Below are 20,809 nucleotides of genomic sequence, written 5' to 3' on the forward strand. Positions count from 1 at the left end.
TTTTTAATCATGAGGAGCTAACGAATGAACAAATTTCACATCTGCTTCAGCCTATCTGCCTACGGTACACTTCGATCCGTCTTCCGCAAACAGAATCTACTACAAACAGAAAGCATCATCTGTATCGAGGATGATTTTTCAGTTGGACCGCTACATCAACTGGAGACCGCAACCGGGATGAATAAAAGGATTGAATGGATTCATTCTTTCTTCAAGCAAGTAGAACCGATCTCTAACGAAGACCTGACAACGATAAAAGCATACCTGCTGCGAAATCTAACCTTGCCATCACAGGTCCCTGATGGCAGTAGCGTAATTCTGTGGTATGGTCAGAACGCATCTGACAGCATAGGGATTCGTTATGTTGTCTCCATGCTTCAGGATAAAAACCTCTCATTCGAAGGAATCGATATAACGGCATTTAGTGTGAATTGCGATTACAAAGTAAGAAACATAGATGGCAACGAGGTATCTTATGTATTGAAAAGCGCGGGTGCCCTCCCTCCCAAATTGGTGATGGACGCTTATCAGGTGAAAAAGAATATGCCTGCGCCTCTCGTACAAAGCCTCATCCTCGAATGGGAAAAGTGGTCGCAATCTGATAGCACGCTGCGCGTTTACAAACAGGGTGAGGTATTAGAAGTATCGGAGGATTATTATGATGCCTTGCTCTTGGAACATGCATCAAATAAGTTCCAAAAGGCTGCACGTGTGATCGGTACCGTCATGGGGGAAAGCGATCAATGTATTGGTGACACGTATTTGACATACCGGGTTCATGAGCTGATCAAGCAAGGCCTGCTAGATTACCGTGGAGAGTTGATGCCTCTACGCCGCTTAGAGATTCGATTGAAGTAAAAAAACGCTGTTCTCTTTCGCAAAGAGACAGCGTTTTTTCCTACTCTTTAATGCTTTTGATTTTTCTCCTGATTCCACTGCTTGATTTGCTCGATGATTTCCCGAATTTGATTCCGTGCTTCCATATGCTCAGGCTCGCTTCCCCAATGCTGAATCAGCGGAGGCATTGCTTTTGCCATTGTCGTGTACAGGCACCATACTTTTACCATTTCTACGCGCTCAGGAGTCGCTTCTCCTGTCAACAGCTCTGTAAATTTACGAACGAGATCCTCCAGTTCAGGGACCAACGCTTCTTTTTTCTCGTCCATGTCAGTTACCTCACTTTCAGGAACTTTTCTATTTGTATCCTTGTTTATTTTACGAAAAAACGCCCAAGCAGAAAAGGAAGATTTTTCAGGAACGATCGGTTACGCTTAAGCTATCAAGATGATCGAGGTGAAGACTTATCAAAGACACTGGTATTCGATTGGTTCCAACAACCAGAGATAACTGGCAAGATGCATTACGCTTGCAGGTACAAGATGAGCAGCAGCGCTTTGTCCCGTCTGTTGCCGTTTCATTAGCGAAGGTTCATATCCGCCCTGATGGTGACAACTGCGCATATGAACCATTCTGTTTGTATAACGCTGATGAAATGGTTGGGTTTGTCATGATTACCTATGACGCCTCAACAGATTGGTGTTACTGGTTCAACGGTTTTTTGATCGATCACCAGTACCAAGGCAAAGGATATGGCAGAGCGGCTCTCACAGCGATCGTGGATACGGTACGGAACCGTTTCCCGCAAAGCCGATTTGTCAACCTGACCGTATGCCCAGACAATACAGGTGCAAGACATTTATACAGACAAACCGGCTTTGAAGAAACTGGCGACGTATACGATGGAGAGATTGTCTACAGAATCACGTTATGATGAGCAAAAACCGCCAGAAATTGGCGGTTTTCTTTCATATAGCTATTTCGTTTCTGGTACCATGAATTGCAACAGACCAAAAGCCACTCCTGCCGTCAATAACACACTCCAGATAATGATGCCCACTGACATCCACAGCATGAGCTTTTTCGTAGGGGCTCCCAGCGAGATACCAATAGCAGCTCCCAGTGGGGCTCCCGTTAAAAGCGGCGAAGCGAGACCAAGGCCGACCACTCCGTATTTATCCCATATCTGCCACATGCGCCCCTGACGCTTGCTCCGTTTCTCTACACGCTTTAAAAGCCAGGCGCGCAAAGAACCTCCCAAAAAAATGACGACACCTGCGCTGATAATCGCACCCACCGCACTAAATATTCCGATCAGAACCGGTGGTAGTTGCAACATAAAACCTACAGGGATCGCTGCCCACAGCTCAAACATGCCAGATAATGTCACCGAGCCTGCTTTCCATAATACGTCCATTCTGTTTCGCCTTTCTCCTCTCGCTGTCTTTTTCATTCGTCATGGTAAAGACGAGCAGACATGTCAATAAGTAACGGAATTTGTTAAATTAGGATGTGACATCCCTACGGATAAAGGTCGCGTACGCAATGATCAGCGCTGCGATCGCCCATACACTCAACACGGTCAGCGAGAACGGCAACGTCATCCCTTTAATCGGAGGTAGTGTTCCATTGAGATAATCCGTAAGCTGCAAATTTACCACGAACAAGTATTTGGACGTTTCCCAGGAGGATGCCATCTGCGTCAGGATCGTTCCGCTAATTAATGCTGCCATCATAATTCCCATCCCCGCAGCCGCGCTCCGAACCAAAACAGAGACCATGAGTGTGACCGTGGCAACCACGACGCAGACGAACCAGCCTAGCCCATACTGCATTAGCAAAAATTGCCATTGTGGCAGCATGAATGCGCCAGATGTCTCGAGCTCTCCTCCCGCCACTTCAAAGCCAGTCAAAATGGGCAGGTCCCATCCCGAATAGCCAAACACGACCCCAGAGAGCAAATAAGCGAGAATCAGTGTCGTGAGAACCGTGAGAGAGGTAAACAGCAGCAGGGTGATGTATTTGCTGGTCAATACCTTCCAACGCCGTACGGGTCGCGTTAATAGCAGCTTGACCGTCCCTTCGCTAAACTCTGAAGATACGAGGTCGACCGCGAGTACGACGATAATCATCGGCAAAAACATCGAAATGGCCTGATCCATAAAGCCACGGGCGAATGTAGGTCCACCCGGCGCCATCGGGTTAATGTCATGATCCAAATAATATTGCTGCTGTGCGATCCTGACCTTGATAAAATCCCGCCACTCTTCAGGAAGACGGCTTGATGCCAGCCTGTTTTGCATATCGACGATTTGTTGGGTTAATAACGGGCGCCAGTCGGTCGTCCCCATTCGTTCTTGTGCAGTGACAACCGAGCGGTACTGCGCGTATGTAAAAATCGGGATCAGAATCGCCAAGATCAGCACAACGACGAGAAAACGGCGCCGACGCAGCAATTTTATGGTTTCATTCTGTACGAGCCCCACCATGCTCTGCTCCATGACTTCCCCCTCCTCCCGTCAATGTAAGGAACAGGTCTTCCAGTGTAACCGTCTTTGTCGCAATCCCCATCACAGGTATGCCGCCATTGACCAACGCTTGGTTAGCCTCACTCACTTTTTCTATGTCCATGCGTGATTTCAGACGCTCTTCACTGACCACCCACACATCTGTCACTGCTGGTAGTTTCCGCAGGACTTCCTCGGCCTTCTGTATGTGGGAAGACGGGATTGTCCAATCAACCTGATCAGCAAACTGCTCCATCAGTTCTTTGACTAATCCAACCGAAATGACCTTCCCTTGGCTGATAATCGCCACCCGGTCACACATCATCTCGATTTCACTGAGAAGATGACTCGAAATGAAGACAGCGAGCCCTTCCTCCTCGGCAAGCTTGCGAATAAATTGGCGCAACTCTCGAATCCCCGCCGGGTCCAAACCGTTCGTCGGTTCGTCCAGGATCAATATTTTCGGACGATGCAAAAGTGCCTGCGCGATCCCCAGACGCTGCCTCATTCCGAGTGAGTACGTTTTTACCTTATCATCAATTGCCCTCTCCAAATCAACGAAGCGAACGATTTCCTCAATACGCTCAGGCGTAATACCACCGCTCATTCTCGCAAACTGCTCCAGATTCTCTCTACCCGTCAAAAACTTGTATAGCTCCGGATTTTCGACGATACAACCAACCTGCGCAATTGCTTGCGGAAACTGTTCCTGAAGGGAGATGCCTCCGATGCGAATATCTCCCCCATCGGCTTTTGCCAATCCAACGAGCATGCGGATCGTAGTGGTTTTGCCTGCGCCATTCGGCCCGAGAAATCCAAATACCTCTCCGGCGAAAACATCAAACGTAATATCATGAATGATCGACTTTTTGCCAATCGCTTTTTGCAATCCTTTTACTGAGAGGACCGTTTCGGCCAATGTGCGCCCTCCTATCTGAGTCATGCCTCGTCAACTGACGATGGCGTTCTGTTTATGGTACACTGTCATAAGATGTCCATCCACATTATACCATGACCATACACTTTAAAACGAATAGGAGGATACCCGATGCGCACATCCGGCCAATTTCTTTGGCGCACGGCAGGTCTCTTGTCTTTACTCTCCTTTCTCTTATTTGCGACAGGGTTTGTCCTCGCGATGAACCCGCAGCAGTTAGCACCATCCGCAGCAACCCCACCTGCCCAAAAAGAGCAGCCACCCTCTCCTTTACCAGAAAAGGGTGTCCACAAAGTAGTCGCACTAGGGGATTCCCTCACGCGCGGTGCCGGAGACGCAAATGGCCAAGGCTATGTCGGACTCGTTCGCCAAGCATTGGAGAAAAAATCGGGCCAGTCGATTACGTTCACAAACCTCGCGATTAATGGACAGGAATCATCTGAGCTGCTCAAACAAATGTCTCAGGAGCAAGTGAAGAAGCTGCTCGCTGAAGCCGATCTGATTCTTTTTACCATCGGTGGCAATGACTTGTTCAGGCAGACAGGTGGGCTGTATACCATTGAAAAAGAAAAAGTGACCACAGCTCTTAATCAGCTTGCGGTCAACTATGAAGAGATTCTCAAACAGATTCGCAGCGTCAACAAAACAGCGACGATCGTCTATACTTCCCTGTATAATCCTTTTGGCAATACCGAAGCATCCGTCGACACCATCGGGCCTGTGCTCGACTGGAACAATCAGGCGTCCCAAATCGCCTCAAGATACCCGCAAGTATTCGTGGTGCCGACCTACGACTTGTTCTTGCGTAAAGAACAAAACTACTTGTATACAGACCACTTCCACCCGAATGCTGAAGGCTATAAACGGATGGCGGATCGTATCTTGCAAGCGTTAGAGTGATTCAGCCCTCGCTTCATTCAAGGACTTGCCACGGGTTGCCTCAAAGGCGCGAGCACCCGCCCATTGGAAGGCACTGCTCATCATCGAGGTAGCTGCTACAATCAGGAACAAGGTCGTACCTCCGTAGTGTGCCAACAGCAATCCACCCATCCACGGACCGATGAACTGGCCGAGGTTGCTGAAGCTTTTCGCACCGTAATAGCTGCCGCGCATACTCTCTGGCGCCATTCGGTCGATCAGAACGTCTCCTGCTGTAAACGTAAGGATTTCACCAATTGTGAAAAATACCATCGCCACAATGAATATCAGCCATGAGTTGGCAAAGGCATAACCCACGTCACCAACTGCATACATGACGTTTCCCACCACAATCGCGGTGAGAGGCGTCTTTTTTTCTGCCCAGTTCGTCAACGGAAGCTGCATCACAATCACGACAATCGCATTGACTGTCATCAGGATGGCAAACAGCTCTGTTCCATTCAAGACCGTCATTTCTGCGAATTTTGCCAGCGTAGATGACATTTGCGAGTAGCCTATCGCTCCCAAAACACCGGCGAGCATGTACAAACGAAACGCTTTGTCGTGCACGACTACACTGAATGCACGGCCGAATGTAACCACTTCTTTCTTTTGACCCTCAATTTGCTTAATGCCAAATTTGTTCAATAATCCTTGCAAGCTAATCACATAGATGAGATAAATCACTGCCGTCATCAGGAAAGGTAAGGCTACAGAGCTTTTCGCCAGCACTACCCCTGCGATAGGCCCTACCGCTACCCCCACGTTAATCGCCATGTAGCGAATACCGAACACACGAAGCCGCTTCTCTTGTGGCGTTACATCTGCCATCAGCGCCTGTGAGACCGGTTCGTAGAAGGATCGACAGAGTCCCCCTGCTATATTGAGAAAAAGCAGAATCCACGGGTCTTTACTAAGCGCAAACCCGACGAACACGAGCGTCCACACGTACAACGCGCCTAGCATGACTCGCCTGCGCCCGATTCTGTCCGACCACGCTCCCGCAATAAAGCCTCCGATTGTACCCGCGAGCGGTCCTGCTCCAATAGTCAATCCGATCATAGCCAAGCTCATATCTGTTTGATTAGACAAGTATAAAAACAAAAACGGCATGCTCATCGAGCTGGCGGCCCGGACGAACACGGTCCCGACGACTAATGACCAGACGATCGGGTGAAACTCCTGTAAACGCATCTTGATCCAGCTCATTGTCTCTCTCCTCACCACTGTTATGCCTTTCCATCTTTGCCAGAACAGATGCTCTGTGATGTTCCCATTGTAGAGAGGCAATGGGCGTTCGTCAATGAGCATTCAAAATTTTTTGATTATGAAACATTTCTATTAGAGTAATCAAAATTTCGATAGGGTTGGACACGGTGACCTTAAACAACACAAAAGACCGCCAGTAAACACTGACGGTCTTTTGCTTGTCCTTTTTACAAAATAACTTCTATCCGATCAATCATTTCTCCCTGTTCGTTCCATTTCACCGCACGGTATACGCTATCGTGGTAGAACGTGAACCAAGCTCCTTGCTTGATCCCGTTGTTGATCCATTCGTCTTTTGCAAAGATGGATGTCATCGGGTAGTCGTCGTAGGCCATCACCCATAATGGATTTTGATGGGCGTGTGTAGGCATGATGTCCGCTAGATGCAAAAGCAGCTGCCCCTCTGTCTCCATCCGTACGATAGCATGTCCCTGACTGTGACCGCCTGTATGATGAAGCGTGATTCCCTGCACAACTTCCTTCGAAGCTCCGTACGTCTTCACCTGATTCTCAATCGGACGCCAGTTTTCTTCCCAATATGTATTCTTCGAGCGAATATTCGGCTCTCTCATCTCCGCCCATTCCTGCTCCTGCACGTAGATGACAGCTTGCGGAAATGTAGAGATAAGTTGTCCATCACGAATAGAGACAAGTCCGTTGGCATGATCGTAATGCATATGTGTCATGATGACGATATCGATATCAGCAGGAGTCAATCCTTTTGCAGCAAGGGAGTCCACCACTTGAGACTCTTCTTCCAAGCCAAAATTGCGCTTCTGTTTTTCCGTTAGCCGATCATTTCCCAATCCCGATTCAATCAAAATACGCTTGCCATGAGCCTGTACCAGGATCGGGTCAGCACGCAAAGGGATTTGATTGAGATCATTCGATGGATATCTTTTGCTCCAGAGTGGCTTGGGCACGACTCCAAACATTGCGCCTCCGTCCAGCTTCGTGAGTCCACCTCTCAGCCAAGACAATTGAAACTGACCTACCTGCCATTCGTTCCCTACCATGATCCTGCCGCCTCCTCGATTGCTCGGAATGATGATTGAAGATCGAAAGTGAAAAGCACCCCGTTCAGGGTGCCTTACATCTTTTCTGCTACACTTACAGTTCTAGTCGCCGGGGCGATTTCTAACAGGAGATCACTTGATACAGCCTGCACAGTGACATCTGAATCACTTCGTCTATGATGAAGCACGAGTTGCGCTACCTTTTCATTCTCTCGGTAAACGCTGATTAATGTCTGTAATGGATTGGCACTCCCGCCTGCGATCATCTTAAACCCCGGGGCTATCGTAAACGTCCATCCCTCCACCTCTACTAGCGGTGCTAACGAGTACAGGAAGTAACGTTTCCCTAAGAGAATGCCATTATGGTTCATCAAGGCGAGAGCCCCCAATCAAATGAATTTGAACAGTATAACTTCATTTTGCAAGAATTAGCGGAGGTTGAAAAGCGATTCGACAAAACTTCTAAAAAGACGACATACTTTTCTTAATCATATCCGATCCTCATTGTTTTCGAAATAGAAAATCTTTTCATCACCTTAAATCGCTCTTCCTACCGTCGCGCCCTCCAAAATCGCTCGCTTAGCATCGAGCTCTCCCGCTTCTTTAGCCCCGCCTATGAGGTGCACAGGCAGCCGATCAAGCAATGCGTGGTATAGCGAATTGTTGGAGGTCGCTCCAGCCGCTACAATGACCGTATCAGCAGGTATCATGCGTTCCTCGCCGTTCTGAATGAAGTATACCCCTTCTTCTGCAATCCGGCTATATTCAATTTGTGTCAGCATCTCTACGCCACGTCGCTTCAGGTTTGCGAGAACTGCCCAGCGCGTCGTTTTACCCAAGCCCGATCCGACATGCTTCCCACGCCGCAACATGCTGATCTTTCGTTTTCGCTGTTGCAGTTGCTGTACAGCTCTTCCATCCAGAATCCGATACTCCTGCAAGTATTCCGCTGCCTTCGATGAAATCGTTTCGTCGTGCATCAGCAAATGGGACAAATCACATGCGATTCCTCCTGCACCGACGATGACTACTTGTCTACCGACCTTGGCGCGCTTTTCAAATACCGCATCATATCCCTTTACATGTCCGAGCTCCACTCCTGGAATCTCTGGACGCCGAGGAATGACTCCCGTTGCCACTACCACTTCTGCAAAGCCTTCTTCAATCAGGGCGTCTGCCTCTGCCAGTGTTCCCAGCCTTATTTCGACACCAAGACGCGCAAGCTCTGTCCGATAATAGCGAAGCGTTTCATTAAATTCCTCTTTACCCGGCACCTGTCTGGCGTAGTTTAATTGTCCACCGATCTGTCTTTTGGCCTCCATGATAACCACCTGATGCCCTCGCTCTGCCAGCACACGAGCCGCCTCCAAGCCGGCTGGCCCCGCTCCGATTACAGCTACCTTCTTGCAGTTTTCCGCCGTAACCAACTGCCACTCTGCTTCTCTGCCCACGAGAGGATTGACCAGACAGGAGGCTACCTTCCCATCAAAGATATGGTCGAGACAGGCTTGATTGCAAGCAATACATGTGTTTACTTCATCAAAGCGTCCTTCTTTACTTTTTTGAACGATATACGGGTCCGCTAAAAATGGACGAGCCATCGAAACCATATCGCTGCATTCTTCATACAAAATCTTTTCAGCCTGGCGCATGTCGCTGATTCGATTGCTGGCAATAACCGGGATGTTCACGACCTGCTTGACTTGCTGAGCCACCCATACATACGCTCCACGCGGCACCATCATGCCAATCGTCGGCACTTGTGATTCATGCCAGCCAATTCCGACATTGAGAGCATCAGCTCCTGCCTCCTCCAGCATTTTGGCAAATTGCAATGTCTCTTCCATCGTCGTACTATCTGGCATTAAGTCCAATCCCGACATCCGGTAGATAATCGGATAATCGGGTCCCACTGCTTGGCGGGCACGCTTAGCCACCTCGATACCAAAGCGGGCTCTGCGTAAAAAGTCCCCACCCCACTCATCTTCTCGCTTATTGGTCACAGGGGATAAAAATTGATTGATCAAGTATCCTTCCGAACCCATAATTTCCACGGCATCAAAGCCAGCTTTTTTAGCACGTACGGCGCCATCAGCAAAGCATTGGATCGTTACTTCGATCTCCTCTGCGCTTAACTCTCTCGGCTTCCAACGGTTAATCGGCGCCTGCAATGGCGATGGTGCTACCGGGTCTAATCCTGTTGCTTCCTTGTACGCGTAACGCCCGGAATGGAACAGCTGCAACGCAATTCTCCCATTGGCTTGATGAACCTCTTTCGTGATCAGACGCAATTTCTCGATATCCTCGTCTTGGTATACATTGCAATACTCGTCGCCCATACCGCCTTCTGGATGTACAGCAGCCCCTCCTGTCACGATCAGACCTGCCTCTCCTTTAGCACGCTCTGCGTAAAAGGTAGCAAGCCTCGCTACACCATTCTCAAGCTTTTCAAATCCAACGTGCATGGACCCCATCATTATCCGATTTGGCAACGTCATCGAACCAATTTGAATCGGTTCCCATACTTTTGAAAGTTCCACGTTAAAACGCCCTCCCAACGAGTGAATGCTCATTCATTTTTATTATCTATACGATTCTCTCTCTCCTCCTCATATTCCTCCTTCCTCACATTTCATGCAAAAAGCTCAGGATAATACCCCTGAGCTTTCCTTATGTACAGCCTATTTTTATGTGCCGAGTTTGACGAGCATCCCCAAATCTGCGGAAAATCTTGCGATGGTTTCTGTAAATGCGATTTCTTCAGCTTCTGTTCGTGGCATCTGCACGACAAAGTGATAATCCAGTACGACATTCGCTTCCGCCTGCGTGCCAGGCTCCACAAAGCGGCGCTTTTCTGTCAGCGAACACTCAGCTACCAAGCTTTTTGCTTGCTTCCATAATTGTTGAATCTCCTCATCTTGCAAGCTATAAGGATAGTCAATTTCCACCTCAATTTCACAGCTGTCCTCTTCTGTAAGCGAAAACAGATGGATGGTAGCCGTTGGTTGCTTTTCGTCCTCTGCCTCGGAAAACGTGATCAGAACCTCTTGCCCTTCCGCTTCTTCCAGCAACGAATGATCGGAGCGCAAGACGATATCCGAAATCATTCCATGCGTATGTAACTGTTGATTTAGTTTTTCCAGCATAAATTGTAACACGTACTTCTTTCCTCCTATTTCACGATATCCTCTCGTAGCAGTATAGCACGAGTTCTACAGATGCGAAAAACCCCTTCACGAGGAAGGGGTCGGTGAATTGTTCATATTTTTTTGATTCATGAATTCTGACAGCCACGCACGACGCACTTCTTTGTTTGGACAGTAACCTAAAATGTAGCTTTCTCCGCGCATATATTTTTCCTTAATCCACTCTTTATGCTTGCGGAAAAAGGCATGCTGGAAATCAATCGGCATCTGCTGATATTCTTCCAAAGCTGAAGGGTTCTGGAGGAAAAAATCTTCATCGTACACAAACTCTTCGTTTTGTTGGCGGCTGATCAGGTACACAAAAGCAATCACCAGGAACAGGTTCACCAAGAAAATCGTCATAGAAATCCCTCCAGTCAGTAATAATTATCTGATTAATCTGTCTTATCAGCATATTATTATTGTACCACGAAATTGGTGTTTTCTAAACCTTTTCCATAAACGAATTTTTAAAATTTTTTAATGAATCGACAAATAAAAACACCCGCTCATGATGAACGGGTGTTTTTCGTACTCGTTAAGAGTTCGTGTTCGATCCTTGTGTAGTTGCAGGACCTGCATCCTGACTGGACGGCGGGATGATATCCGGCGGTGGTGTAGAGTTGTTGCCGTTATTACCTGCTGGTACAGTCCCAGGAGATTGTGTTGCATCAGTCGCAGGCGTCTGTGCTCCCTGACCTTGATCTGTCGACTGGCCTTGCCCTTCTGAGTCTACGACATCAGGTGGCGGCATTGCACCTTCATTTGCCGTACCGTCTTGATTGTCTGTTGAATTCGGCTCTTGTTCTTTCGGAGCCTCCGTTTTTTGTTTCGTTGATGTTGATGCAGCTGATTCTGTCGTTTTCTTCTTGACGCTCTTCTTGTTGCTTGTCGCTACCGCTTCACCGGAACCGAGTATCGGAGAATTGTTGAGCGACGCTACGACGCTCCCACTCAATCCCATCTCTGATTGCAAGGAATCGCGAACAGACTCGAGCTTTTCTTTTTCGAGATACGTGTATCCTCCCTGCCAATATGCCCCATTATCCAATGCGGTGACCGTAGAAGAATTAAATCCTTTGAAATCGTAGGCCAAGCCTTTGATCTGATCCTTGGAAAGATCGGTATGTATATTCTTGGCACCTACGTCCATGACGTTAAATATCTTCGTTAAGCCTTCAAGAGAAGCCGTTTTGTCCACGACAGCCTTGATGACCTCTTGTTGGCGACGGTTACGGTCGAAGTCACTGGAGTAGTACTTCGTTCCACGGTTGTCATGACGATGTCGGACATAACCAAGTGCTTGCTCACCATTCAATTTTTGAAGACCTGGCTGGAGATTGATGTGAGTATCGTCAGTTGGATCATCGTATACCAGTTTGCGATCCACATTGACTTCCACACCACCTAATTCGTCAATGACCGCTTTGAAACCATCGAAATCAATGGCTACAAAATGCTCAATCGGAATACCCAGTACTTCATTCAACGTTTTCTTCGTTAAGGAAATACCATCTTCAGTAACCGTTCGGTTGTTGCGCTCTGCTTGCCTGCGTTCTGCTTCGCCATTGGCATAGACAGAATTGATCTTATGGTAGTCGCGATAGCCTGGGATCTTGACGCGTGTGTCCCGCGGAATCGATACCATGGTAACTTTCTTCGTCTTTGGGTTGGCAACTGCCACAATCATTACGTCTGTATTCATGGAACCAGTTTCCGGACGGGTATCAGAACCAAGCAATACAAACGACATTGGCTTATCCGAGTAGTAAACAGGATCGACATTTTGGGATACTGGCGAAGTAAATCCGCTGTTTGCAGGGCTCGTTACTTCCGTCAGAGTGTCCTCAATTTTCCAATAAATTGCTCCAGCCACACCGCCAACCAGCAGCAAGGTGATCAATGTGAAGGATACAACGAGTTTACGTATTTTTCGATTACGGCTCGGCTGTTTCTTTCGAGAAGCTGAAGCGCGTGTTTTCACAACAGTATCTGGCATATGAATCAGTCTCCTTGTTCGCGCACGCTTTTTGACAAAGTAAAGGGAGGCACGATTTTGAATTGTGCCACTCGACAATATGCACCACTTTTTTCTTCAGTTGGCAATACTCTGATTGAGGTATTGTACCATATCGTTGTCTGCATTTGTAGAAAAATGTTCCTTTAAACGAAAAGTCCCCCATTTTTTTGTCGATAAGGGGACTTTAGTTGCACATATAAATTTTGACTTATTGCAAGCCGCGTGGTGCCTGACTAAATCCTTGTACAGGCCCTTCAGGACGCTTGTTTTTGGAGCGGTGTGAATCCCCACCCTGCCGAACATGGCTCTCTTGTTTTCCATTCACATCATTCGATTTCTTTTCCATGACATACACTCCTCCTCTGTACCAACTAACGGGTAGTGTACGTCAAGCTATGTATTTTCATTCTCTGTCGAGGATCTGTCTTTCTTTTGCGGCATAGTAATCTTTTCGTGCCAAAAGGACATCGATATCGTATTGGCCATTTCCCTTTGTTCTCATCTCAGCCAAAGCAACGCCGAAAGCTGCTTGTTCTGTAAGGGACAATGCTTTGTTTTGCGCATAAATGATACCTGCGGCAAACGCATCTCCTGCGGACTCTCGAATCGGCATAGTCGGGGCAGCAAGCCATTTTTCCTCCTGTGCGGTGCACAGCCACAGCCCTGCTTCCCCACAAATGACCATGACCTGATGAATACCTTCTGCCACCAATTTTTTCGCGCATATTTCCACATCATTATAGGAATGAAGTGATTGGCCACCTAGCACTTCAAGCTCATCAATGCTCGCGACAAGTATATGAACACCTTCAAGCAACCCTTTCCATTTTTCTGCTTTTTTCACAGAAACAGGGTCCACGATGATCTTTTTATCGAGTCTTCTAGCTTCCGCCAAAAATGCCCGCATAACCTCGACGGGAAGATTGGCATCCAGAAACAAGCCTGCGGCCTGAGACAAGCGTTTGAGACCTTGCTGGACAATCTCCGCTGGCCACTCTTCATTTAGTTCCATGTCTGCAACAGCCGTGTACAATTCACCGTCACGATCACGAATAGCCAAGTAGCGCCCAGTCGATTTCCCTGCGATTCGCAACATGCCATGAGTAGCCACTCCACTATTTGCTGTGACCTGTCTTAGCCACTCGCCATCTGCATCTTCTCCCACCAGAGCAAACAGCTGCACTTCTTCTCCTAGCCATCCCAGATTTTCCGCCACGTTTCGAGCTACGCCGCCTGCTGCTTGATGTACTTCACCCGGATTACTTGTTCCAGGCAACAGTCTGGCAGAAGTGATCCCCTGCACGTCAACATTGGCTCCTCCCACGCATAGCCAGTATTCTGTTATACCTTCCAGCATTCCAGCATTCCCCCTAGCCTTCTGCTCATGGTCTAGTCCATTGTGCTCCTCTCTTTTTCGACACCGTTTCTCCATTTACCTACTTTTTAAAAAACTTCCTGACAGATCAAATTCTTTATTTCCGACCATCATATTCCCATCATTCATGGATGACGTCCTGTAGAATCCATGCTACATTGAAAAAAATAAAAAGTAAGTTACCTAAGAAAGGTTGGGGATGAACTGACATGAGTGCCTCATCAACACCCATTCACTCTACACCGGCAGGGACTGCGGCACCAACTGTCTATCGCATGCTATTTGCCATTAGCATTGCGCATCTGTTAAACGACAGCTTACAAGCGGTCATCCCTGCATTGCTTCCTATTGTAGAGAAGAATCTGGCATTAACGTTTACACAAGTCGGAATGATTTTACTCGTCATGAATCTTACTTCATCTGTTTTGCAACCATTCGTCGGTTACTTCTCCGATCGCAAATCGATTCCTTTATTGCCACCACTGGCTTTGATCGTATCGGGATTGGGGATGCTGGCACTCGCATTCTCCGGTAGTTACTATTTCGTTCTCGCAGCAGTCGCCTGTGTTGGTATTGGCTCAGCCATCTTCCACCCAGAAGCCTCACGCTTCGCCCACTTGGCATCCGGTCCTCGCAGAGGGCTGGGACAATCCATTTTTCAAGTAGGTGGAAATGCCGGGCAAGCACTCGCCCCCTTGATGACCATCCTGGTCTTTGCAAATCTGGGACAGACAGGGGCTGCCTGGTTTCTGTTGCCCGCGCTATTAGCTAGCGGCATCTTGCTCTATGTTGCTCTCTGGTATCGTGGGCAACAGCGCTTGAAAAAGGCTACTGCCGCACCTGTCACGTATACGAATCGGAACAAGCGATTGATTGCCCTCGGTCTCCTGGTTGTCATCGTCAGTGTGCGGTCCTGGATGAATGCTGGCTACCAAAGCTTTTATCAGTTTTATTTGATGTATGTGAAAGATATGGATTATGCCAGTGCACAGCTCGTCATTTTTGGTTTTCTTTTCGCAGGAGCGATTGGGACATTTTTTGGCGGACCGCTGTCTGACCGATTCGGAAAAAGGAACTTGCTCATCATTTCCACACTCGGTTCACTTCCACTGACATTGCTGACGCCTTACGTCTCAGGCAATTGGGCCTTTCCATTAATGGTGATCAGCGGCTTTATCATGCTTTCGAGCTTCTCCGTCACAGTCGTGTACGCGCAGGAGCTATTGCCTGGCAAAATCGGTACCGTATCCGGACTGATCATCGGGCTTGCCTTTGGAATGGGAGGCATGGGCGCTCTCGTTTTCGGCTATCTCGCCGATCTTTACAGTCTGAGCTTTGTCATTCTGTTATGTTCGTTCCTCCCGTTAATCGGGGTTATGGGCTTTTTGCTGCCGAAAGACAAGACACTCCGCGAATGGGCTCACTAATCTATTCCAAGGAAAAGTCAAAACAAAAAACCCGAGGACACGAATCCTCGGGTTTTTCTTTATGCTAGGGGTTCTAGACTAATACACCTGTTGGTGCGCCCAGCACTTGGGCAATGACTGGTGGATACACTTCAGGCGTACCAAACAGTCTCCAAGTACCGTCCTCACCTTGACCGAACAAGCCATGGATCACCCAATCTGCTGCCAGCATAGCACCCAATTCAGCGCCAATAGACAGCTTGATTGTCTCGCCATTCGCTCGTTTTGCCGTACAACCAGATGAAGTGATTTCTTGCACGAGTATGGATTCTTCCGTGACATCTTTGATCGCCATTGGTTTGCTGAAAAGATTTTGAGTCGCTTCCTTTTCCAGCACACCACGCAAGCGATAGGATTCCGGCAATGTTTCCTTCAACTCGGCGAACAATGGCTGCATGACAGGATAAAGCGCGTATGGTCCTTGCTTATCCAGCCACTTGAAGAACGCCGTCAAAACAGACATCAGATTCGTTGCCAACGTTTTGGTCGTTGCGTCTGTGCGCGTGAAAATGTCGTGGACGAAGAAGTATACCAGATCCTCTCTACGCAACTGCTCCCATGTGAAAGATGGGCCAAACGCTCCTCTGACGAATGAACGGAAGTTATTCATGACCTCATCGTATTTTTTGACGGTTGCTTCCGACTTGCCCTCGGTCATCTCTTGCACGAAGCGATTGATGTCCGCAAGTCTGTCAGGATGCACGGTGTACACACTCTCCGGCAACCCCTCGATCAACGGACGGCGCAGCAGGTTATGCACATGCAGGCTGTCATTTGACAACGAGAGGCGAGGACGAAGAATGTCCATGCGGATAAAGCGAGCCAAGCCTTGTCCGATTTTATGATCCTGTTCCATTTGTTCCATCAACTTGTGAAGTTTCCCATGCAGCTCCTCGTTTTCTGTAGCCGCAACCAAGAGCGGAGCCAAATCATCGAGCTGTTCATGGGAAGTAACCAGCCATTTTTCGGTAAAATAGGTTTGGACCGCCCACTGCAACACTTTTGGTGGCAAAGTAGGCTGACTCGTGATAAACAGAGTTCCTTTGGACAAACGAGAGCCCGTTGAAGTAAGAACGCGAATCTCCTCTTCGTTCTCAAATGCAAGCAGCAGTAAAAGCTCTGCGACTTCATCTAACTGCGATGCATACCCTTCCAGAATCAGGCTGTCATCCTGCAAAATCACTTCTGCCTGTACTTCGTATAGCTCCAACAAGGCATCCTTTAAATTCGGGAACAAATGCTCTTCCTTGCGTGTCGCATATACCCATGTCTCACGAGCAGCATCCCGTTTTTTCAGCTCGAATGCAGGATTCGACTCGATTACTTTCAGGAGCTGTTTACGATCTGGCATCGCATAGGTACGACGCAGTAGCGATTCTTGCTTCGGTGCTTCCGACTCGCTTGCCGCTCCACCAAATTGAACGATGAAGTGATACAGCTCTGTCGTATAGCTTCTCTTGCTCGTATCTGCCTTCGCAGCTTCTACTTCTGGATGCTGGCGTAACCACTCGAGCAGGCTTTCCTTGACATGTGGCTGCAAGATGATGCTGCCAGAGAAGAGCATATCACGCAGACCTAGATTCAGCAGGCGCCCAACGATCAATTGCCCAGGGACAACATTCAACGTATTGGCACGAAGCAGATAGTGTTTTTCTTCCGATATCGGTTGTTGAACCGTGATGACATCACGATCCACTTCCACGATTTCATAAACGTTCAGGTGCAATCCAGCAAACGCACGGCGAAGATCAGGCTCCATCCGACGTCCATGCTGTTTGATATAGTTCTCAAGCAGCGTGCTTCCACCTGTTTTGACGTCCAATACACACCAGTTGAAGAAATGGGCTGCCCATTCAGGACGTGCGACACTCTCTTGAGTCAAGCCTACTTCTTCGGCAAAACGATTCCGCGCTTCTTGAATCGTCTCGCTGGTTACATTTGCGCCGACAAAATGGTTCAGTCTTTCGACCCAGCCAGCGTATTCTTTTTGCAGCTTTTGCTCGTGGCGGCTACGCAGCTCCGTAATGGGAGTGACAACCCCACAGCATTTTTTGTATTTTTTTCCGCTCCCACAAGGGCACAGTTCGTTTCTTCCTACCGACATAGAGGGTTTGGATCTCCTTTCCAGCCCACGCGGCATGCGCGGGGAATCATGCACAATCCCCCTATTTTACCGCATTATTCGTCATGTGTTCAAGTGTTCTCGCTTTGGTTCATGTGCGATACCCACATCCGTGTTGTTGCTTTCCCATTGAACAATAAATTGTTCCAGTCGATTCATCAACCTGACGATGCGCTGCTTCTCGCCCATACATGCTGAAATAGCAGAGAGCTGGTTCGTGGTAAAAAGCTCTACCACTTCCTGCTCCATTTCTTGAAGGCGAATCCGATAGCCCGCGATAACCTCGCGCAGGATGGCAAATCTCTGCTCTAACCGGATCGTAGCCTCAAGTTTACTCATTGTTGTTCACTGGTCGCCAGCACCTGTTGAATGCCAAGTACGATCTGCTCATGCTTATGTTTCTCTTTCATTAGCACTTCTATAGCTTGCATATTGCTTTGTTGAAAATGAGCGACAACTTCTTGGGACATTTCTTGGTTTCTTGTCTCCAAGCGGTCGATAGCTTCTTGCATCAGTTTTTGTACTTCCTCAAGAACTTGCTGGTTGGTAATGGTAGACATAGTAGCTTCCTCCTTGGTAACTAATAGTTCATGTTGTTGTTCCACCTGATGTAAGGGATTCGCTGGTTCTTCCGATGCAATTTCTTCTGAGACGGACTCGCTGTTTCCTATCGATACAGAAGGGGCAGCAACAGCAACCTCGAGGGCCGCCTGCTCTTCCTTGGAATCTTCGCTACGAGCAATGATGTACATGGTATCACCGTCAATGCGGAAGCGGTCATCTTGCGCAGGGAGAAAAGCAGCATCTGCAGCAATTCCTACTTCCTGCTCCAGAAAATGGACTAATGTGCGAGCAGCTACCTGCGTAATGCCATTGTCGCGGCAAAACGCATACACTTGGTCATTGCCCAAAGTCCACTCTGCCAAAAACCATCTGCTGTCGCCTTGATATTGCACAAAGCGAGGATCGCGTTCCAATTGCAACATACGAAGAATCTGATTCCAGCCAAACTGCGTTTGACGACGCAGCTCTGCGACAATTTGCTCAAGCTTTTTTGGTGTTTGGCTATCGCGTAAATAGCGATGAGCCAAGTCGTACACTTGATGCGGCTGGTGAGTGACCTCTACGATCGCCTCTGAACTTCCAACTCGCACTGGAGACTGCTCCATGTTCAACACTTTATCCAGTATTGTCTTGCAGTCCAGATCCAAAAAAGCATTCAGCTCATTCGCTTCCATCCGGGAGCAGATCTCCGTACGTGGAAGGGAGCGCTCACCGGGCCGGAATACCTTTTTTACAATACTTGGTAGGGTATAAGTTGGCCGTTTCATTGCACTTTCTCCTTCTCGTGTTCGGCATTGTTTGCCAAATCAAATGGGAATCAAGAAGATATTCTACAAAAAGAAAAAAAATCCTACCTGACTTGAAGTGTTTATGAATTCCGATAATGATGAAAAGGAAAACCCGACACGGCTTCTACACCATGTCGGGTAATGCTTAGTCGGACGCTTTCCATTCCAGCCAGGTTTCTTCCACTGCACCCGTTGCAGCATCGATCTGCAAAGACTTGGCATCGGCCGTTGGTAAATAGGCCAGCTCCGGCAGTTTCGCTGAATGTGTACCTACATTCGGATACCAGTATGCCAAGCGTAGATTTGCTTCTTTGAGATACGCATCCTTTGCTTTCTCATCCTTGACAATACCGTCTTTACTGATGGTAGCAGGCATGGACGGCAGGTCATTTACTTGAACAAGGACTACATTACCCTTCTTTGCGTCCACTTCCATGTAAAACAGTGGTCTCTTCGTAGGGATACCATCAATCTCAGGATGAAAAGCAAAGCTACTGATCGGCCGCACCAAATTTTGATCCGCCCAACCCGGCAGATTTTCTATAAGACTCGTCTCCTTTACGGAGAAAGCTTGTTCTTTGGACAATAAGTATTTCTCCACAAATTGTACTGCGATGTCTTTTGCCTCATCATGCGTGAGCGGCTTCTCAAGCTCCTTTTCTACGGAACCGTCCAGCTTGAATTCAATGGGTGATTTTGTTTTACGGTCGAGAGTAATCCACGCACTTTGATACGAGCTCGCATTCCATTCATGGCGATCGATGTCACTGTTTTTATACTTTTTGTCTTCTTTTACATTTTTGTACGTGCGCTGATTCAGCTTCAGTCCAAAATCCTTCTCGAGCATCTGCTCCATTTTTTTCGTATCTCGCCAGATGCCCATGTCTGCTGTTCCTTTGATTTTCATCGTCTCATTCGTTGTTTTATACACAGACGGAACTTCTTCACCAGACAGAGCATCTATCGTTGGCAATTGGTCGGGCACGTAAACAAGCTTGCCCGCTGACTCATCGTAGACCAGTTCCATGGATACCTTGTCTTGCCACTCCTTCGTTGCCTTTTCGAGTGGTACAGCTTTGCTTGGGTCCGCTACTTCTGCTGGGGTAGGAAGCTTTACCTTATCTTGCTGAAAATCGACAACCTGGCCCTTTGCATCAACCATGACCCGCGCTGTCTCTTTGTCCACCCACGTATTGTTCAACTGTGGGTAGACACTGACGACTGCCAGATGATCCAGCTCTGACGCACGATCGAAAGAGAGCGTCGCTTGCGGGGAAATAACATGGTTAACCGCTATGTAATTTCGAATAAAATTGACAGCCTTTTGATAGGCTTCCTTTTTATTGATTTTGGTTGTTTTGTCCCGATTCACATCATGCAGGACAAATCTGGTCATATCTCCCTCTGCATTCGTGGAGATATTGAGCGTCGTATTCGAAGTAATAATACTCTTTCGATCCGAGAGATTAATGACATACCCCGAGTTGCTTGTCCCTCCGTATGAGTCCACATGAAGGTCTTTCATGAGAGGCACATAGTCCTCTTTCAATTCTGTTAACAAGTGGACGATGTCTTCTGGCAACTGAATGGGTTCCAGACTTGATTTGCCATCATACGCATAGGAAGACAACGGATGCAGAAGTGCCACTGGTGTCGTGACCATGCTGACTGCCAACACAAACATGGCAGCTCTGTTTCGCTTTTTCACGAGAATACCTCCTATTTACAAGCCATTACTGTTAAGACGAGCTTCCTTCAAAAACGTTTCTGATTTATCTAAAAAAAGCCAACTGCTTTGTTTTGCT

21 protein-coding genes are annotated in these 20,809 nt (G+C 47.9%); 4 read left to right on the forward strand and 17 right to left on the reverse strand.

The annotated features are described in order from the left end of the window. The first annotated feature begins 24 nt into the window (after positions 1–24). On the forward strand, positions 25–858 hold the full coding sequence (locus HPY28_RS07810) for a DUF1835 domain-containing protein (RefSeq protein ID WP_174230347.1): 834 nt from the start codon (positions 25–27) through the stop codon (positions 856–858). Positions 859–905: 47 nt separating this feature from the next. On the opposite strand, the gene HPY28_RS07815 is transcribed toward HPY28_RS07810, so the two are convergent. Beyond that, positions 906–1,166 (reverse strand): YusU family protein, encoded by a 261-nt coding sequence (locus HPY28_RS07815; protein WP_015892299.1) that lies wholly within the window; start codon positions 1,164–1,166, stop codon positions 906–908. Positions 1,167–1,324: 158 nt separating this feature from the next. Here HPY28_RS07815 and HPY28_RS07820 point away from each other — a divergent pair, with 158 nt between their 5' ends. Next, on the forward strand, positions 1,325–1,771 hold the full coding sequence (locus HPY28_RS07820) for a GNAT family N-acetyltransferase (RefSeq protein ID WP_174224441.1): 447 nt from the start codon (positions 1,325–1,327) through the stop codon (positions 1,769–1,771). Between the two features lie 42 nt (positions 1,772–1,813). On the opposite strand, the gene HPY28_RS07825 is transcribed toward HPY28_RS07820, so the two are convergent. From HPY28_RS07825 to HPY28_RS07835, 3 genes are all read right to left on the reverse strand, one after another. Beyond that, a complete protein-coding gene (locus HPY28_RS07825; protein WP_017250347.1) occupies positions 1,814–2,254 on the reverse strand; it encodes a small multi-drug export protein in 441 nt (146 codons plus the stop codon). Positions 2,255–2,342: 88 nt separating this feature from the next. Beyond that, positions 2,343–3,338 (reverse strand): ABC transporter permease, encoded by a 996-nt coding sequence (locus HPY28_RS07830; protein ID WP_174230348.1) that lies wholly within the window; start codon positions 3,336–3,338, stop codon positions 2,343–2,345. Further along, positions 3,304–4,263, reverse strand: coding sequence for an ABC transporter ATP-binding protein (locus HPY28_RS07835; protein WP_017250349.1), 960 nt, complete (start codon positions 4,261–4,263; stop codon positions 3,304–3,306). Before HPY28_RS07835 ends, HPY28_RS07830 begins: the two co-directional genes overlap by 35 nt. 129 nt (positions 4,264–4,392) lie before the next feature. On the opposite strand from HPY28_RS07835, the gene HPY28_RS07840 reads away from it, so the two are divergent. Beyond that, on the forward strand, positions 4,393–5,181 hold the full coding sequence (locus HPY28_RS07840; RefSeq protein ID WP_017250350.1) for a GDSL-type esterase/lipase family protein: 789 nt from the start codon (positions 4,393–4,395) through the stop codon (positions 5,179–5,181). On the opposite strand, the gene HPY28_RS07845 is transcribed toward HPY28_RS07840, so the two are convergent. The 9 genes from HPY28_RS07845 to HPY28_RS07885 all read right to left on the reverse strand — a co-directional run bounded on the left by HPY28_RS07845 (position 5,173) and on the right by HPY28_RS07885 (position 14,046). Continuing rightward, entirely contained in the window at positions 5,173–6,408 is a 1,236-nt protein-coding gene (locus HPY28_RS07845; RefSeq protein ID WP_017250351.1) for an MDR family MFS transporter, read from the reverse strand. The genes HPY28_RS07840 and HPY28_RS07845 overlap by 9 nt on opposite strands. A gap of 227 nt (positions 6,409–6,635) precedes the next feature. Next, on the reverse strand, positions 6,636–7,484 hold the full coding sequence (locus tag HPY28_RS07850) for a YtnP family quorum-quenching lactonase (RefSeq protein WP_174230349.1): 849 nt from the start codon (positions 7,482–7,484) through the stop codon (positions 6,636–6,638). Between the two features lie 74 nt (positions 7,485–7,558). Next, entirely contained in the window at positions 7,559–7,855 is a 297-nt protein-coding gene (locus tag HPY28_RS07855) for a hypothetical protein (RefSeq protein WP_017250353.1), read from the reverse strand. A 165-nt stretch (positions 7,856–8,020) separates the two neighbouring features. Further along, on the reverse strand, positions 8,021–10,024 hold the full coding sequence (locus tag HPY28_RS07860) for an oxidoreductase (protein ID WP_174230350.1): 2,004 nt from the start codon (positions 10,022–10,024) through the stop codon (positions 8,021–8,023). A 147-nt stretch (positions 10,025–10,171) separates the two neighbouring features. Further along, positions 10,172–10,642 (reverse strand): hypothetical protein, encoded by a 471-nt coding sequence (locus HPY28_RS07865; RefSeq protein ID WP_174230351.1) that lies wholly within the window; start codon positions 10,640–10,642, stop codon positions 10,172–10,174. Between the two features lie 75 nt (positions 10,643–10,717). Further along, positions 10,718–11,032, reverse strand: coding sequence for a hypothetical protein (locus tag HPY28_RS07870; protein WP_017250356.1), 315 nt, complete (start codon positions 11,030–11,032; stop codon positions 10,718–10,720). A 175-nt stretch (positions 11,033–11,207) separates the two neighbouring features. Beyond that, positions 11,208–12,668, reverse strand: coding sequence for an LCP family protein (locus HPY28_RS07875; protein ID WP_017250357.1), 1,461 nt, complete (start codon positions 12,666–12,668; stop codon positions 11,208–11,210). Between the two features lie 229 nt (positions 12,669–12,897). Then, positions 12,898–13,035 carry a hypothetical protein gene (locus HPY28_RS07880; protein WP_007717021.1) on the reverse strand — a complete coding sequence of 46 codons (138 nt, stop codon included), beginning with the start codon at positions 13,033–13,035 and terminating at the stop codon, positions 12,898–12,900. Positions 13,036–13,092: 57 nt separating this feature from the next. After that, positions 13,093–14,046, reverse strand: a complete 954-nt coding sequence (locus tag HPY28_RS07885) for a carbohydrate kinase family protein (protein ID WP_017250358.1) — start codon at positions 14,044–14,046, stop codon at positions 13,093–13,095. A gap of 227 nt (positions 14,047–14,273) precedes the next feature. On the opposite strand from HPY28_RS07885, the gene HPY28_RS07890 reads away from it, so the two are divergent. Further along, complete coding sequence (locus HPY28_RS07890) at positions 14,274–15,491, forward strand: MFS transporter (RefSeq protein ID WP_017250359.1); 1,218 nt, start codon at positions 14,274–14,276, stop codon at positions 15,489–15,491. 73 nt (positions 15,492–15,564) lie between these two features. Here the strand turns inward: HPY28_RS07890 and HPY28_RS07895 are convergent, their stop codons facing one another. The 4 genes from HPY28_RS07895 to HPY28_RS07910 form a co-directional block, all read right to left on the reverse strand. Next, positions 15,565–17,634, reverse strand: a complete 2,070-nt coding sequence (locus HPY28_RS07895) for a YecA family protein (protein WP_173622295.1) — start codon at positions 17,632–17,634, stop codon at positions 15,565–15,567. 81 nt (positions 17,635–17,715) lie between these two features. Continuing rightward, positions 17,716–17,991, reverse strand: a complete 276-nt coding sequence (locus HPY28_RS07900; RefSeq protein ID WP_017250361.1) for a hypothetical protein — start codon at positions 17,989–17,991, stop codon at positions 17,716–17,718. Further along, positions 17,988–18,983 carry a hypothetical protein gene (locus HPY28_RS07905; RefSeq protein ID WP_017250362.1) on the reverse strand — a complete coding sequence of 332 codons (996 nt, stop codon included), beginning with the start codon at positions 18,981–18,983 and terminating at the stop codon, positions 17,988–17,990. Before HPY28_RS07905 ends, HPY28_RS07900 begins: the two co-directional genes overlap by 4 nt. A gap of 166 nt (positions 18,984–19,149) precedes the next feature. Further along, positions 19,150–20,712 carry a YcdB/YcdC domain-containing protein gene (locus HPY28_RS07910; protein ID WP_174230352.1) on the reverse strand — a complete coding sequence of 521 codons (1,563 nt, stop codon included), beginning with the start codon at positions 20,710–20,712 and terminating at the stop codon, positions 19,150–19,152. Positions 20,713–20,809: the final 97 nt, after the last annotated feature.

This window comes from Brevibacillus sp. HB1.2 (assembly GCF_013332495.1).
Lineage (GTDB): Bacteria > Bacillota > Bacilli > Brevibacillales > Brevibacillaceae > Brevibacillus > Brevibacillus porteri.